Origin of the sequence: Lederbergia lenta NBRC 16444 (assembly GCF_001591545.1) — a bacterium.
Taxonomy (GTDB): Bacteria; Bacillota; Bacilli; order Bacillales; family Bacillaceae_C; genus Lederbergia; species Lederbergia lenta.
Map to the genome: position 1 here is coordinate 1,690,481 of NZ_BCVC01000001.1, position 17,398 is coordinate 1,707,878.

At 37.4% G+C, this 17,398-nt stretch carries 15 protein-coding genes; all 15 read right to left on the minus strand.

The window, feature by feature from the left end:
• Positions 1-57 precede the first annotated feature (57 nt).
• Positions 58-1,095, minus strand: coding sequence for a recombinase RecA (gene recA / locus BLE01S_RS08010; protein WP_066139464.1), 1,038 nt, complete (start codon positions 1,093-1,095; stop codon positions 58-60).
• 397 nt (positions 1,096-1,492) lie between these two features.
• Complete coding sequence (locus BLE01S_RS08015) at positions 1,493-1,963, minus strand: hypothetical protein (protein WP_066139467.1); 471 nt, start codon at positions 1,961-1,963, stop codon at positions 1,493-1,495.
• 153 nt (positions 1,964-2,116) lie between these two features.
• Positions 2,117-3,358: a competence/damage-inducible protein A gene (locus BLE01S_RS08020; RefSeq protein ID WP_066139470.1), complete on the minus strand. Its 1,242-nt coding sequence runs from the start codon at positions 3,356-3,358 to the stop codon at positions 2,117-2,119.
• 29 nt (positions 3,359-3,387) lie between these two features.
• Positions 3,388-3,966 (minus strand): CDP-diacylglycerol--glycerol-3-phosphate 3-phosphatidyltransferase, encoded by a 579-nt coding sequence (gene pgsA / locus BLE01S_RS08025; protein WP_066139476.1) that lies wholly within the window; start codon positions 3,964-3,966, stop codon positions 3,388-3,390.
• 61 nt (positions 3,967-4,027) lie between these two features.
• On the minus strand, positions 4,028-4,918 hold the full coding sequence (locus BLE01S_RS08030; protein WP_082788624.1) for a helix-turn-helix domain-containing protein: 891 nt from the start codon (positions 4,916-4,918) through the stop codon (positions 4,028-4,030).
• 9 nt (positions 4,919-4,927) lie between these two features.
• Entirely contained in the window at positions 4,928-5,716 is a 789-nt protein-coding gene (locus BLE01S_RS08035) for a YmfK family protein (protein WP_066139481.1), read from the minus strand.
• Positions 5,717-5,890: 174 nt separating this feature from the next.
• The gene (locus BLE01S_RS08040) at positions 5,891-6,148 is read right to left on the minus strand and encodes a DUF3243 domain-containing protein (protein WP_066139484.1); all 258 of its coding nucleotides are present in this window, start codon (positions 6,146-6,148) and stop codon (positions 5,891-5,893) included.
• An 80-nt stretch (positions 6,149-6,228) separates the two neighbouring features.
• Positions 6,229-6,951, minus strand: a complete 723-nt coding sequence (gene ymfI, locus BLE01S_RS08045) for an elongation factor P 5-aminopentanone reductase (RefSeq protein WP_066139487.1) — start codon at positions 6,949-6,951, stop codon at positions 6,229-6,231.
• A 56-nt stretch (positions 6,952-7,007) separates the two neighbouring features.
• On the minus strand, positions 7,008-8,297 hold the full coding sequence (yfmH, locus tag BLE01S_RS08050) for an EF-P 5-aminopentanol modification-associated protein YfmH (RefSeq protein ID WP_066139489.1): 1,290 nt from the start codon (positions 8,295-8,297) through the stop codon (positions 7,008-7,010).
• On the minus strand, positions 8,294-9,574 hold the full coding sequence (gene yfmF, locus BLE01S_RS08055; RefSeq protein WP_066139492.1) for an EF-P 5-aminopentanol modification-associated protein YfmF: 1,281 nt from the start codon (positions 9,572-9,574) through the stop codon (positions 8,294-8,296). Before yfmF ends, yfmH begins: the two co-directional genes overlap by 4 nt.
• Positions 9,575-9,757: 183 nt before the next feature.
• A complete protein-coding gene (locus tag BLE01S_RS08060) occupies positions 9,758-10,717 on the minus strand; it encodes an ABC transporter permease (RefSeq protein ID WP_066139494.1) in 960 nt (319 codons plus the stop codon).
• Positions 10,718-11,758 carry an ABC transporter permease gene (locus tag BLE01S_RS08065; protein ID WP_066139498.1) on the minus strand — a complete coding sequence of 347 codons (1,041 nt, stop codon included), beginning with the start codon at positions 11,756-11,758 and terminating at the stop codon, positions 10,718-10,720. It lies immediately after the preceding gene.
• Complete coding sequence (locus BLE01S_RS08070) at positions 11,751-13,286, minus strand: ABC transporter ATP-binding protein (RefSeq protein ID WP_066139501.1); 1,536 nt, start codon at positions 13,284-13,286, stop codon at positions 11,751-11,753. Before BLE01S_RS08070 ends, BLE01S_RS08065 begins: the two co-directional genes overlap by 8 nt.
• A gap of 176 nt (positions 13,287-13,462) precedes the next feature.
• Positions 13,463-14,542, minus strand: a complete 1,080-nt coding sequence (locus tag BLE01S_RS08075; RefSeq protein ID WP_066139504.1) for a BMP family lipoprotein — start codon at positions 14,540-14,542, stop codon at positions 13,463-13,465.
• 200 nt (positions 14,543-14,742) lie between these two features.
• Entirely contained in the window at positions 14,743-17,082 is a 2,340-nt protein-coding gene (locus BLE01S_RS08080; protein ID WP_066139508.1) for a DNA translocase FtsK, read from the minus strand.
• Positions 17,083-17,398: the final 316 nt, after the last annotated feature.

Below are 17,398 nucleotides of genomic sequence, written 5' to 3' on the forward strand. Positions count from 1 at the left end.
CATCTATTAGTAAAAGAAAAACAGCAAAGCATAAAGCTTTGCTGCAAAAGTAATAGATTATTCGTCTAGGAGGCTATCTACTGGTTCTTCTTCTACAACTGTTTTATCCGCATCTAAATTATAATGATCACGAATTTTGGACATTATCTCACTACGCACTTCTGGATTTTCTTTCAAAAATAGCTTTGCGTTTTCTCGTCCTTGCCCTAAGCGTTCCCCATTGTAAGAATACCAAGATCCACTTTTTTCAACAATATCGAGTTCCGAGCCCATATCGACAATTTCTCCTTCACGAGAAATTCCCTCTCCATACATAATATCTACTTCTGCTACACGGAATGGAGGTGCCACTTTATTTTTCACTATTTTTATTTTTGTTTTATTCCCTACAATATCTTGTCCTTGCTTAAGTTGTTCCGCACGACGTACTTCAAGGCGTACAGAAGAATAAAACTTTAATGCTCGTCCACCAGGAGTTACTTCTGGATTTCCAAACATTACGCCAACTTTCTCCCTAATTTGGTTGATAAATATAGCAATTGTATTTGACTTGTTGATTGCTCCAGAAAGCTTACGTAGCGCTTGTGACATTAAGCGAGCTTGTAATCCTACATGAGAATCACCCATCTCTCCCTCGATTTCAGCTTTTGGAACTAATGCTGCTACCGAGTCAATGACTAGAATTTCAATTGCACCACTTCGAACAAGCGCTTCTGCAATTTCCAATGCCTGCTCACCAGTATCCGGTTGAGAAAGCAATAGTTCATCAATATTAACGCCTAATTTCTGAGCATATACTGGATCAAGTGCATGTTCCGCATCTATAAATGCTGCTGTACCACCATTAGCCTGTACCTCTGCAATAGCATGAAGAGCTACCGTTGTTTTACCTGAACTTTCCGGACCATATATTTCTATTACTCTACCTCGCGGATATCCGCCTACTCCTAATGCAACATCTAATGCTAGCGAACCACTTGGAATCGTTGAAATCTTACGATCCGTTTGTTCACCCAATTTCATAACAGAACCTTTACCAAATTGTTTCTCTATTTGTTTTAAAGCCATATCTAACGCTGCTTGACGATCACTCATATATTTTCCTCCTCAGGACTTAAATGTTATAATTTATAGTTTTATAGACTAAATCTCATCTCATTGGATAACTTACTTTTATTATACAATGTTTCATCTTATTTGCCAAGTAAAATACGAACATTTATTCGATCGATTTAATCATGTAAATATAACCAAAATGATATTACCGCTTATTCAATATCACTTTTTCATCGCAATTATTAGTATTGATTTCGTATTTCTAATAAAAAATGTATCTTGAGTATATGATTGTTTCCCCATAAATTAAAGCCTAGTTCTATAGCAAAGTAATTTAAAATTAGGTCACACCCTCAGTATCCATTACTTTCCTTTATATATATAGTAGTTTTTCAGTTCCTTCATTAAATTTCTTTTCGTCTCTTTAAAATAACCTCTACAATTTAATCCCTTTATTTTGGGACTGGATTATATAGCTGTTATTTGATTCCCATTTATAGTGCCCTACATTAAATTCATTTAGATTGATTAAATCCTTAAATTTTATTGGAACTTTGCACTCCCAGTTTATACTATCTATTTTAAATGGAAAACTGTCCTCATTAGGAGTGGAGGTATGGATACAAACTGCATCTAATCCAGCATCCTCCTCAACTAATTCAATCCACGATTGATAAGTTTTTTCATATGTTTGGAGCTTTTCTAATAAATCGTTATAAAGAGCTATGTGTGCTTTTATATGTTCTCTTCTTATCTTCAAGCTATTATTCCCATAGCCATAAAAATCAAGATGGATATGCCAAAAATCAAACCAACCTTCCTTACCAAAATCTAAATCATATTGCTCCACTGTTGATTCTTGCCATATGTTACGGAAATAACGCTTTTTCCCACGAAACTTTTTCAAATGGATAGTTCCCCCAATTGTATATTTTCAATTAACTGCTTAATCGTGAAGTAAATAAAAAAGGAAAATAAATCATCCAACATTCAGATGATCTATTCTCCTTTTTCTTTTAAAATAGGGGGCATATTTTTTCAATGTTTCCCATTTAGTACTTTATCTCTGTTGAAGTTCTTGAAGTAAATAATAACAGCCATATTTCACTGACCTTTTTCGGTTACCATTTCGCGAGCCTGCAAGTTTTAATAAATAAGATTTCGGTTGTTGATTCTTAAACGATATACCGATCCATACAGTGCCTGCCGGGTTTCCTTCGAGCGAATCTGGACCGGCAGCGCCTGTAAAACTAATTCCAATATCCGTTCCAAGCATCGACCGAATATTTTCAGCTAGTTCTATTGCACACTGTTCACTAACAACCCCATATTTATTTATTGTTTCTTCTTTCACATTACATAGGGTCAATTTTGATTGGTTAGAATAACAGACGACTCCACCGATTAACATTGTACTTACACCAACTACTGCTGTCATTTCAGACTGGAACAAACCACCAGTTAAACTTTCTGCTGCAGCAATCGTTAATTTTTTTTCTTCTAAGGTTTTTAATAATTCCCTCATGAGCGAAGTTTCATCATATCCGTAAAAGTACTCGCCCACCAGTAAATTAACTTTCTCTTCCATTTCTTTTATCATGCTGCGTGCAACAGATCCTTGACGATGGCGGGCAGTAATTCTAAGCGTTACTTCACCATCACCCGCAAGAGGTGCTACCGTAGGATTTGTTTGCTCATCAATAATATCGGATAGTTTTTCAGCAAGCTCAGCTTCCCCAATTCCAAAATAGCGAAGGACAAGCGATTCAATTTTTTCAGTCGCTCCCATTTCTGCTTCAATTGCAGGACGACCATAATTTCTAAACATAGGCTGCATCTCATGTGGTGGGCCAGGGAGTAGCATAAAATAAGTTGAGCCAGCATTTATAAACATTCCCGGAGCCATTCCATGTTCATTTGGTAATACATTTCCACCTTCAATAACAAGTGCTTGTTTTTTATTGTTAGCAGTCATCACTCTGCCAGTTTTATCAAAATAATCTAAAATAGTTTGCATGGCGATCTCATCTATTATTAACTGTTTACCTAAATGTTGTGCAATGGTTTCTTTCGTCAAATCATCTTTCGTCGGACCAAGGCCACCAGTGAAAATGATGAGATTCGCTCTTTCTTCGGCTTGTACGATCGCCTTTTTCAAGCGTGCAGGATTATCACCCACGACTGTGTGGTGATAAATATTCACGCCAATTTCAGCAAGTTGTGCGGAAAGGAATTGAGCATTTGTGTTAGCGATTTGACCTAATAATAGTTCTGTGCCAACAGCGATAATTTCAGCATTCATAATTATAAGTCCTTTCTATCATTAATGATCTATTTTGAGTTTTTAAATACATCTTTATTTTTAGCAAAATAATCATACCCTGACCATATGGTGAAAATCATCGCTATCCAAAGTGCAATTGTCGCGAAAGGAATACCTATTGATTCAAATGGAGCGTTATAAAGTAGTAAAGCAGCGATTGCAATGATTTGTGCCCACGTTTTAATTTTTCCTAACATATTTGCTGCAACTACTTCTCCAGTTCCAGCGAGTATAAGTCTTAAACCAGTTACTGCGAACTCACGGCTAATAATAATGATCACAATCCAAGAAGGAGCAAACTGCATTTCTACCAACACAATGAGCGCTGCTGAGACAAGCAATTTATCCGCTAATGGATCTAAAAATTTACCGAGATTTGTTATTAGATTATACTTTCTAGCTATATAGCCATCGATCCAATCTGTAATTGATGCAATAATAAATAGTAATGCCCCAAGCAAATGTGCAACGGGAATTATCGTTCCTAAGAAATTAATCTCTCCCCAGTTAAAAGGAACAAGCATGAGCACTAAAAACACTGGAATTAATAATATGCGTGAAATCGTTATTTTATTTGGTAAATTCATCGTTTATCCTCCTGAAAAAATAACCGCCGGCAAGCGGCGGAAGTAAGCATACTTAATATATTTAATCTTGTTTCTCATATAAAATTTTAATATCTTGTCTCACATATTGTTCTGGAGCAAGTTCATACTCCAACTTTTCTCCGTTCACAATAATTTCTGTATAATTTGAAGCACCTGCAACGATATATACTTCCGATTCATTGGTAAGATCGAATGTCTCACTTATACCATCTTTAAGCATTTGGCTGAAAACTACTCGATTATTACTATCGGTTACTTTCACCCATGTCTCTCCGCCAGTTGCTTTCAATTCCAGCTCAAATTGTGGAGCTTGAACAAGATTATATGTTGTCACATATCCATTAACACCTGTCATAGTCAATTCTTGCTCTACTTTTTCATCATCCGAATCTTCTGCATCAGATCCCCCCGCCTTATCTTCGCTTTTTTCTTGTTCGTCCTCTTGCTTCTCTATCGGGGTCACTTTATCAGATTCTTGGAATCCGACATTTTCCTTACCACCTGGAACGTCTGTATCGCCATTATCAGCGAAATGAAGGACTAAATAATAGATTCCGACTAATGCAGCAACAACAAATATACCGACTAATATTTTGGGCAATAGTTCCAGTAGCTTCGTTGCTCCGACGGAAACGGAACTTCTTTTTTGCACACGTGAAAGTTGTTCTGGCAAATCATCTTCATATGCGATCGGGATTTCCTGTTTATATTCATCAAATATTTCTTCCGGCTGTAATCCAACTGCTTCCGCATACTGTTTAATAAATGCGCGTGCATAAAACTTTCCAGGCATAACAGAATAGTTACCTTCTTCAATTCCAATTAAGTACTTTTTTTGAATTCTTGTAATGTTTTGAAGCTCATCAAGAGTAAGGTTCTTCTCTTCCCGCGCTAAGCGCAGACGGCTTCCTAATTCAGTCAATGAAAACACCTGCCAATCCTAAAAATCAAAACCCATTCCAGGTTCATTAAAAAAGTTGTTCTTCTCCACTATTTCATATGTAATTGCTTCCTCTGGATTATTTCGAAGCTCGATAATATAATCAAAGTCCTCCATAGAATATTCAGAGTGGGCTACGAATATATCTGGATGTTCAATTACTTTTACAGCAGGTAGGCGCATAATTTCCCTCACAAGTTGCCAATGCTGTTCGTCCGCTCGGTGCCTTGATACAATGCCATCAAGGATAAATATATTATTTGAATCATATTCATCTTGAATAAGCTGTTTTCTTATTGTTTGCTTTAAAAGAGTAGATGATACAAATAGCCACTTTTTATTGGCACATACACTTGCGGCCACTACAGATTCCGTCTTACCTACCCTTGGCATTCCTCTAATACCGATTAATTTATGTCCTTCTTGTTTGAATAGCTCTGCCATAAAATCCACTAATAAACCAAGTTCGTCTCTAACAAATTGAAAAGTTTTTTTGTCGTCCATATCTCTCTGGATGTACCTACCATGGCGTACTGCCAAACGATCACGAAGTTTTGGTTCGCGTATTTTTGTTACTTTAACGGTTTCAACTGTTTCCAAAATTGATTCTAATCGTAAGATTTGTTCTTCTTTATGGGCACGAAGCAATAAACCCCTTCGTCCACTATCTACTCCATTAATACTAACAATATTAATGGATAGCATTCCAAGTAAGGAGGAAATATCACCTAATAAACCAGGACGGTCGATTGTAATTTCATATTCTAGATACCATTCTTTTCTGTCCATACAAACAACTCCCCAAAATGGTAATCACACAATAGCGAAGCTTATCTATAATCTCAGAATGTCTAGCTTATATGATAGCTGATTTTAGATCAAGATGAAAGAAATATATATTAATTTGCAAGATTTGTTCCATAAAAAAAGAGAGGATAATTCCCTCTCTTTTTTACTCTATTTTTAATGGCTACTGTTATTTTCAACAAGTCTTACCATTACACTTGCTATTGCCTGCTGCTCTTCTTCAGAAGCAACAGACCATAAATCTGAAAGTACTCGCTCTTGCTCATTTTTTGGATCCACTTGATTTGCTAAGTAGTCACCAACTTGGTGGGCCAACTGATTAATTACATCCTGTGACATTCCTTGTTCTTGGGCATTATCAAGACGATCGCCGAGAAAGTTTTTCCACTGATCCCAGTTGTCAAGTACTGACATTGTTTGTACCCCCTTTGAATTTAACGTTCAAAAGTATTATGCGCATCCGCATGGGCATTATACATCAATTTTCCCGCTTCTTACGTATACATACCGCCATTTACTGCAATTACTTGTCCCGTAATATACGAAGACTGTTTAGATAAAAGGAAGGACACTACTTCAGCAATTTCTTTCGGGTCAGCTAACCGTCCAATCGGAATATCTTCTTCAAGGTCACTAAGTTCTTCAGAAGAGAGCCAATCAAGCATAGCCGTTTTAACAGCACCAGGTGCGACACAGTTCACCCTTACCCCTGATCTTGCTGTTTCTTTACTCAAGGCTTTTGCAAATGCGATTTGAGCGCCTTTCACAGTCGAGTACATTACTTCGCATGCGGCGCCTGTCTGCCCCCATATCGAACTAATTAAGACGACATGAGCAGAGGGTTTGCCCATTAATTTCGGAAGTAGTTTACGAATTAATACAATTGGACTTTTTACATGAAGTTGAAGCATTTGATCAATTGTAGTATCCGACAGATCAGTAAATAAACCATACGGTGCATTTCCACTCGAATTGACGATCGCATCTAGCTGAAAAATATTATCAGCAAGGATATCCGAGCCTTTATCTGTTTCAAGGTCAGCACGAATCGGCATCACCTCAATAGAATACGCATCCAAACGCGCAAGTAATTCATTGATTTGCTTCTCACCTTTATTATAATGTAAATATAAATTCCAGCCCTTACTAGCAAGTAACTGAGCAATAGCTGAACCAATCCCCCCACTAGCTCCGGTTATCAATGCATATTTTCCCATCAAATACTCCCCCATCAAACAGAAAAAGCCCGGTAGAACATACCGGGTATGATCGTTTATTTTTTTGGAACGACATGGCATGTCGTCATTCTTTCTTCTGTAAAGAAACTGTTTGCCGCCTCTTTCATTTCATCAAAAGTAAGTTTCTCCAGCACAGGTACGATATCAAAGAAATTCATTTCATTAAAAGCATAACGAGTAAATTGGTTAGCTATATATTCCGTCGAATTAATGGAGCGCAAAAAGCTACCAATTCTTTTTTTCTTTGCTCTTTCCATTGCTTCCTCTGACAGATGCTGTCCGTCTTTAGCCTCTAACATTATTTTCTGAAGTCGCTCTGTAAGTTCATTTGGATTTTTTGTATCACTTCCAATGATTGCAAAGCCAAATCCACTTTCCTGTGTATAATCAAATTGAAATGTATCGTCAATTAAACCATCATTATACAGTTTATCATAATTTTTTGAGCTTCTTCCGAATAACATGTCTAATAAAAGATTGATGGTCAGCTCGTTTTTGAGCATCTCCTCGCCATGTTGATTCACTTGATTGGCTTTTACCCCGACGAGACATTTTGACGTTTGTACATTCATTTCAAGTATTTGTTTTATTTTTGCTACTTGCGGAGGTTCATCCTCAAAATGCCGAACGATTTCTGGCGCTTTTTCATATTGTTTCTTGGCCTGTTCTTCTCTAATAAATGTCATCATTTCTTCAGGATCGATCGGGCCTGTAACAAACAAAAGCATGTTGCTAGGATGATAAAAGGTTTGATAGCATTCATATAACAAATCAGCTGTAATATGCGAAATAGATTCAATTGTACCGGCGATATCTATTTTTACTGGATGATGTTGATACATATTTTCAATCACACCGAAATATAAACGCCAATCAGGATTATCATCATACATCGTTATTTCCTGCCCAATAATCCCTTTTTCCTTTTCAACCGTACTTTCTGTAAAGTATGGCTCTTGAACCATATTGAGTAATGTTGTTAAATTCTGCTCTGTTTTAGATGTACTTGAAAATAAATAGGCAGTTCTTGTGAAAGATGTGAATGCATTTGCTGATGCTCCTTGCTTACTAAATTGTTGAAAGACATCTCCGTCTTCTTTTTCAAACATTTTATGTTCTAAAAAGTGAGCAATTCCATCAGGCACAAGCTTTAACTTATCTTGGTTCAAAGGTATAAATTGATTATCTATCGAACCATATTTCGTTGTAAATGTAGCATATGTCTTATTAAATCCTTCTTTAGGTAATAGATACACATCTAACCCATTTTCAAGCGTTTCATGATAGAGCGTTTCTTTCAATTGTTCAAATACGATCGTTTTCACGCTTGTTCACCATCCTCTCCTGCAAGAAAATAAATCGTATCTAGTTCTATCTTTTTACCCACTTTGATAATGTCCTGTTTTGTTGTTTCCACCACTTTATCTATCCAATCCTGTAATGGCACATTCGTCCCAGCAACCACATTATGATAAAGTATTTCAATTAACCCTCTTGCTGAATCAACGGTTTCAAGAAATTGATTTTGAATGACAGCTTTTGTTTGTTCCAGTTCTTGGTCTGTAAAATCACCAGCTTTCATTAATTCCATTTGCTTTCTTATGATTGAAACGGCCTGGTCGTATTTTTGATTTTCAATACCTGACATGACTATAAGTAAACCTTTATGACTTTCAACTCGACTTGCCGCATAATAGGCCAAACTTTCTTTTTCCCGTACATTAATAAATAATTTAGAATGAGGAAATCCGCCGTATATTCCATTAAACATTTGCATGGCAAAATAATCAGGATCCCCATAAGCAATTTGCGTCCGATATCCAATATTTAACTTGCCTTGTTTAATATCTTGAACTTCTTTTACCTCTTTTACTTCGCCAACAATAGCATTGTCACTTTTCTTTATTGCCATATTAGGTCGTTCTGGGAACTGAAATTGATTACAGTATTCCTCTACCTTTTCAATCTCAACATCCCCAATGATATATAAATCAAGCCCATCATTGCGAATTGCTTCTTGATAATATTTATATAAGGACGTAGCTGTAATACTATCTACTCGGTCTAATTCACCATTCAGTTGGATGGCATATGGTTCACCTTTACACATTTCTTCAACAAGGCGAGTGCTAGCATAACGCATTTTGTCATCATATATAGACTCGATCCGCTGTTTCAGATTACGCTTTTCTTTTCCCACCGTTTTTTCGTCAAAAGCTCCATTTACGATATTTGGATTTAGTAAAACCTCTTGCAATAAATCTATCGCTTTTTGTAGAAGTGGGGTTTGATCTTGAAGAAATTTTTCATTTGCAATATCCATTGCAAATGTAATCACATGCTGTTCTCCCTTTTTGGCTAAATCTGTATAAAGAGAAGTGCCATATAATTCATCTAGATAGGAACGAAGTACTGTCGTAGTGGGAAATTTCTTCGTACTACTTTGCAGAACATGTGGCAAAAGTGCTCTATATGTAGCGGAATCCTCTTGAAGTGGCGCCCTCATTTTCCAAACAAGTGTGTTCGTCTTATACTTGTCTGTTTTTATGATATGCAATGTAAAACCCTGTTTTTTAATAATATGTTCCTTCTCAAGCAGCATGCAGCTAACCTCCAATAAACATAATTTTACATATTCACTATACCTGCTTTTATAGATAAAGAGCAAGAATATACGATTTCTATTAGATTTTTAGATCTATACATCTTTGATATTTTATGTAAAGTTGGTTATTTTTATACGCAAAAAAGAGATCAGACTATAATCGCTGATCTCTTCCTTCATCTATCTTTTACCTTTAATGTATGGTTCGCCAAGTGCTTTTGGAGCATCAGCTCGCCCAATGAATCCAGCGAGTGCCAAAATAGTTAACACATATGGCATAATTAACAGAAAAACAGGTGATATATTTGCAAGCAAAGGAATTTGTGGAGCTACGATGCTTAAGCTTTGAGCAAATCCAAAGAATAATGCTGCTCCCATCGCTCCAAGTGGATGCCACTTACCAAAAATCATTGCGGCAAGCGCCATAAAACCTTGACCTGTAATAGTAATATGACTGAAATTAAGTGTTAAGGACTGTGCAAATACTGCCCCACCTGCACCACCAAGCACTCCAGATAAAAACACTCCTATATAGCGAAGCCGGGTAACATTTATCCCCATCGTATCGGCTGCCATCGGATGTTCTCCGACAGAGCGAAGTCGAAGTCCAAATGGGGTTTTAAATAATATAAACCAGACAACAAATGACAATAAAATTGCCACATAAGCCATATAGGATACATTACTAAAAAATAGCTTACCGATGATTGGAATATCACTCAAAAGTGGGATGTCAATTTTTCCAATGTTTTCAAGAATCGTATCCGTTTGTCCTTTTCCATATATTTTTTTCACTAGAAAAAGTGACAGTCCGAGTGCAAGAAAATTAATCGCTACGCCGCTCACTACTTGATCAGCTCGAAATGTAATAGATGCTAGGCCATGGAGTAAAGAAAAAATCCCTGCAATAACCATGGCGAATAGTATAGATATCCATGTAGTTGCTGCGCCGAAAATATGCGCAGTACTTAAATTGAAAACGATAGAGCTAAATGCGCCAATTACCATTAACCCTTCCAACCCAATGTTTACAATTCCCGACCGCTCTGAAAATACGCCACCGAGCGCAGTGAGAATAAGTGGTGCTGCCGCCATAATAGATGAAGAGATAATGAGAGCTAACAATGTCATGACATCCACTTATTTCGCCCCCTTTTTAAAACGTGCGATGAGCAATCGAATCATATAGCTTGAAGCCACAAAGAAAATGATAAAGGCAATAACAATTTCTACAAGTTCTTTTGGCACGTTTGCGTCAGGCATGAGTAATGCCCCTACTTTCAATACACCAAATAAGAATGCTGCGAGCACAACACCAATGGCAGTATTCCCACCAAGCAAGGCGACAGCGATTCCGTCGAATCCTACTCCAGTAAACCCTGATTGAATAGATGCACTTCCGAAAGTTCCTAGTCCTTCCATTGCTCCCGCAAGACCAGCAAACGCACCGGATATTACCATAGACGCGATAATATTTTTACTCACATTCATGCCAGCATATTGTGATGCATGCTGATTTAGGCCCACAGATCTAAGTTCAAAACCAACTTTTGTCTTTTCTAAAATAAACCACATGACAATCGCTCCGAGTAACGCTAGGAATATGCCATAATGAAGCGTCGAATATTCAGTAATTGATTCAAAGAATACTGAACTTAGAGAGGCCGATTCGTGAATAAGATCGGTCGAATCTTTTTGATCTGAAAGCACATATCGAACAATATAATTAGTTACATGCAAAGCAATATAATTCATCATAATAGTAACAATAACTTCATGAACCTTTAGTCGAGCTTTTAATAATCCTGGGATAAACCCCCAGAGTGCACCAGCTATTGCAGCTACAATAATGGCGAGTGGTAGATGAATCACTTTCGGCAATTCAAAAGCAAGACCGACCCAAACGGAAGCCACCCAACCTACAAGCATTTGACCTTCGACACCGATATTGAAAAGACCAGTTCTAAAAGCAAACGCTACAGCGAGTCCAGCAAATATATACGGAGTCATTTGTCTTAATGTTTCACCTACATAATAAGGTTCACCTAATGCCCCTTGCCAAAGTTTGGCATAGCCAGCAATCGGATTGTATCCACTGATCAACATGATGATAGCCCCAGTAATTAAGCCAAGCAACACGGCGATGATCGGAATGAGCAAGTTTGATAGACGTTTAGACATGAGTATCCTCCCTTACTTCTGAAAGCGCCGAACCTGCCATCAGTAAACCAAGCTCTTGCTCTGATGTTTTATCGGCATCAACTATCGCCACAATTTTACCTTCGAAAATAACAGCAATTCTGTCACTCACATTCAAGATTTCTTCCAGTTCAAAAGAAATTAGCAATACGGCCTTACCACTATCACGCTGCTCAATTAAACGTTTATGTATAAATTCAATTGCACCTACGTCAAGCCCTCTCGTAGGTTGCGCTGCAATTAGGAGGTCAGGATCTCTGTCTACCTCTCTTCCGATAATTGCTTTTTGTTGATTTCCTCCCGATAATGCCCGGGCATGAGTATACTCACTTGGAGTTCTTACATCAAATTCGTCAATGAGTAACTTTGCTTTTTTATAAATCTCTTTAAAATTTAACACGCCGTTTTTGGAATATGGATGTTGGTAATAGGATTGTAACACCATATTCTCACCAATTGGAAAATCCAAAACAAGTCCATGCTTATGCCTGTCTTGTGGAATATGACCAACACCTGATTCAATAATTTTCCGCGGTTTCATATTAGTTATTTCTTTCCCATTTAATTTAACCGAGCCACTCTCTGCCCTTCTAAGTCCAGTAATGGCCTCAATTAATTCTGTTTGCCCATTGCCGTCTACACCAGCAATCCCGACAATTTCTCCAGATTTGACAGTTAGATCTAGCTCCTTAACCGCATCAATACCTCTGGAATCTTTGACTTCTAGCCCGTGAATTTCTAACACATTTTCGGTAGGATTAGCTTTACCTTTATTTGTAGTGAATACAACTTCTCTACCAACCATTAAATTGGCTAACTCATTTGTGGTTGTATCTGCTACATCTACGGTACCAATCCCTCGCCCTTTTCGAATAACCGTCACACGATCACATATCTCCATTATTTCTTTCAATTTATGTGTAATTAGAATGATTGATTTTCCTTCTTTAATCAAGTTTTTCATAATTTGGCTTAATTCTTTAATTTCTTGAGGTGTTAGAACAGCTGTCGGTTCATCAAAAATTAAGATTTCTGCCCCTCTATATAATGTCTTTAGAATTTCAACTCGCTGTTGCATGCCAACGGAAATATCGGCGATCTTAGCGCTTGGATTGACAGCTAATCCATACCTTTTAGAGATTTCTTGTACTTCTTGCTCGGCTTTTTTTATATCAATAGATATGCCTGATTTCGGCTCTTTTCCCAGTATGATATTTTCAGTCACTGTAAAAGTATCAACTAACATAAAATGCTGATGAACCATACCAATTCCTAGCTTGTTAGCAATAGTAGGACTTGTAATATGTGCAGGTTGCCCATTCACCCGAATTTCTCCTTTTTCCGGTTGATATAAGCCAAACAGAACATTCATCAATGTAGACTTTCCAGCTCCATTTTCCCCTAATAAGGCATGGATTTCGCCTTTTTTCACTTGAAGTGTCACCTGATCATTGGCAACAATCCCAGGAAATTCTTTACGAATGTCTAACATTTCAATTACGTATTCCATCCTCATTCACTCCTTTATTAAAAAGCACAGAGCATTTGGCTTAAAAGCACGAGCCGGACACTCGGAACTAATTTTCTTAGTTTAAAAATGTTAAATGAAAGCCAGTATCTACTGACCTTCATTTAACATTTTTAACGGGCCGGCAGTGGAGCCAAGCCCGTCATAAGAGAAATCATTTATTTTTTTAATGTAGAAGGTATATCAATTTCACCATTTTTAATTTTTGTTTCGTATTCTTTCACTGCTTTTAATACTTCATCAGTTAAATGCTCTTGGGAGTCGGATATCTTCACGCCATCTTCTTCAAGCCCATATTCTACGAGCTCTCCTCCCGGAAACTTACCCTCTTTCGCCAAATTAGCAACTTCTTTCACTGCTACATCTACGCGCTTAACCATTGATGTGAGGGTTACATTTTTCGTTTCACCATCCACTTTCACATCGCCTTCAGCATGTTGATCTTGGTCGACACCAATCACCCATACATCACGTTCAGGATCTTTTTGTTTCAGGTTTTTCGCTTCAGTGAACACTCCTAGTCCAGCTCCACCAGCAGCATGGTAGATAATATCTACTCCAGAGCTATACTGTGTAGCGGCAATCGAAGCACCTTTTGCCGAATCAGAAAACGTACCTGCAAATTGAATTTGTACTGTTGCATTAGGGTTCACTTCTTTAACACCAGCCTCAAATCCAGCTGCAAACTTATTAATTAAGTCCCCTTCAATACCACCAACAAAACCTACTTTATTAGACTTTGTCATTAGTCCAGCTACAACGCCTACTAGAAATGAGCCCTCATGCTCCTTGAACATAATGCTTGCTACGTTGTCCTTATTTTCGATTACTTCATCAACGATAGCAAATTGACTATCTTTTCGCTGATCAGCAATTTTTTCGATTGCTTTTTGAAGTTTATAACCAACACCGTAAATAACATCAAAATCATTTCTTACAGCTGTATTTAAGTTCGTCGCATAGTCGGCTTCTGATTTGGATTCAAAATAATTATAGCCTTCTTTACCTTTTTTCAAATTGTTCTCTTCTCCAAATGCTGTTAACCCTTCCCAAGCTGATTGGTTAAATGATTTATCATCCACTCCACCTTCATCAGTTACCATTGCTACCGTAAAATTTTTATCTTCTTGTTTATCTTCATTTCCGCCTTGCTTGTTACCGCTTGTTCCACAGGCTCCAAGAATTGTTCCTGCAGCTAAAACGAGTGATAGCGTCAAACCAAAATTACGCTTTTTCACTAAGAGAACCCCCTATTTTTTTGATTTAACTGAAATAATACACCATCTCATTTTTCTTGTCTACGATGATATCATTCCTGCTAACCGAAAATACTATAACACTTTCTCGCTCATAAATAAATAAAAATGTGATGAATTTTGTCGAATTTCGGTTCATTATGACAATTTAGATGTTTTCACTCAAATACTTAAAAGTCACTTTATGAAGTTTGCTCCTCCGATGGTTTAGGTACTAGAACTGTCCTTGGCTTACTGCCTTCATACGGACCAACAATACCTCTAGCTTCCATTTCATCAATTAAGCGGGCAGCTCTTGTATAACCTACCCGGAAACGACGCTGTAACATGGAAACCGATGCTGTTTGCATTTCGGCTATTAATTGTACTGCATCATCGAAAAGTTCATCCTCTGCTTCTTTCGTTACCTCGGGGATATCGTCAGGAATCATCTCTTCTTGATATTGCGCTTTTTGTTGAGCGATGACAAAATCAACGATATCTTCCACCTCTTGGTCGGATAAAAATGCGCCTTGTACCCGCACTGGTTTCGAAGCTCCAACAGGTTGGAAGAGCATATCTCCTCTCCCTAGCAACTTCTCCGCCCCACCAGTATCTAATATTGTTCTGGAATCTGTTGCCGATGATACAGCAAACGCGATACGCGATGGAATATTCGCCTTTATCACCCCAGTAATAACATCAACAGATGGACGTTGTGTAGCAATGATCAGATGGATACCTGCTGCCCTCGCCATTTGCGCAAGCCTTGTAATCGAATCTTCCACATCATTTGATGCTACCATCATAAGATCTGCAAGCTCATCGACAATCACAATAATATACGGTAATAATGGCTGTTTTTCCTCTTTTTCTAGATTAATTTTAGTTATATATTCGTTATATCCTTCAATATTTCTTGTGCCAGTATGTGAAAAATGCTCATAACGCCTTTCCATTTCATTAACAACCTTTTTCAATGCTTGCGATGCCTTTTTGGGGTCCGTTACAACTGGTGCAAGCAAATGAGGAACGCCATTATATACATTTAGTTCAACCATTTTTGGATCAATCATCATCATTTTTACTTCATGTGGCTTAGCACGCATCAGAACACTTGTGATAATACCATTGATACAAACACTCTTACCACTACCAGTTGCTCCAGCTACAAGTAAATGCGGCATTTTATTTAGTTCAGCTACTACTGCTGTTCCAGTTATATCCCGACCAAGACCAATTTGTAGCTTCGCTTCAGGTTTGTTATTTTCTTTGGAGTCCAGTACTTCTCGAAGTGAAACAACGGCAATCTCAGAGTTTGGAACTTCTATGCCAATGGCCGATTTACCTGGAATCGGGGCTTCTATTCGGATATCTTTCGCTGCCAATACAAGCGCTAAATCATCACTTAAGCTAACGATTCTACTTACTTTTACTCCGGCATCTGGGTGCACCTCGTACTTTGTAACAGCCGGACCCAAATGAACCTGTGTAACTTTTGCTTTCACACCAAAACTATGGAATGTTCGTTCGAGCTTTGCAGCATTTTCATGAATTACCTTGTATTCATTGCTTTGATCTGTTGCCTTCGGTCTAGTTAATAATGATATTGGTGGGAGCTCATAATCTTTATTTTCAAGTTCTACAAAAGCCATAGAAGGAACGATGTCTTCTTCCTCACTAGTTTCTTCTAGTTCTTCTGGCTTTGTCGTCGTTTCTGGCTGAGCTTCCTCTATTGGAAATGCTCTTTCAGTAAAACTAGATATTAGTGGCTCAGACACGACATCCTCTTCATTAGTAGGCGTTTCAATATTTGAGTCAATGATCGTAGCTGGTTTATCCTGCTTTTTCTTTTTATTACCAGACTCTTTTTGTTTCTTTCTATTTTCCACTCTCTCTTCTTTCCATTCTTTTAAATCCAGTAAAAATATTTTCCATTGTTTTTTTAGAAAGATGCCAATTTTCACCCCTATACGACCAATTACTTCACCAATTGATTTACCAGTAATGAGGATTATACCAATTAATATAAGGAAGAAACTTAATATCTTTGCACCAAGTGAATCGAAAATAAAATATGTAACAGTGAGCAAAATTGCTCCAAGCATACCGCCTCCAAAATCTCCCAAACTTTCATTCAGTTTATTTTTTTTGAGATTTTGACCGAATTCGGCATGGGTATTTCCTAATACACTTTGCCCTTCCATACTATTATTAGCAATCTTTAAATCAATAAACTGCACATGATTTAATAAAAGAATACATCCAAAAATAATATAAATACCTAGAAGTTGGGCCTTGGAGAAATTAGGAAAGTCTCTTTTTATCATCATATAACCACCCAATACGATGACTCCGATGATGCCCAAAATATACCATTCTCCTAAAAAGTAATAAAATGGGATTGCTAGCGAAAACAGCTTATCCCCTTTTACGATTGCGATAATACCTAATGCTATTAAAATAATACCAATAATTTCAAAGCGCAGTGTTTTATTCACTTTTTGCGTCTTACGGTTATTTCTTCGTTTTTTCTTTGCCATTTTATCACCTATCTATCCATATTTGGAGCTCTTTTCCATTCCAACCGCAGAACCGTATAAACTTGTATCGTTTTTAGCGCAGGCTTCTAGCATATTATACCATAGGGATAAGCATTCATTGAGCTAGAAATTATCAACTCAAAAGAACAAAATAACTCTTCCAACAAGAAGAGAGTAATGAGTCAATCCTTTTAAGTAAGGAGTTATTATAGAATAATGTTATTTCCATACAGAACAACGGAACTTGCTAGAAATCAGAATCAATTTTAAGGGGCTTAAAAAGCCAAAAAGGTAATATACCCTAAATTGTGAGGGT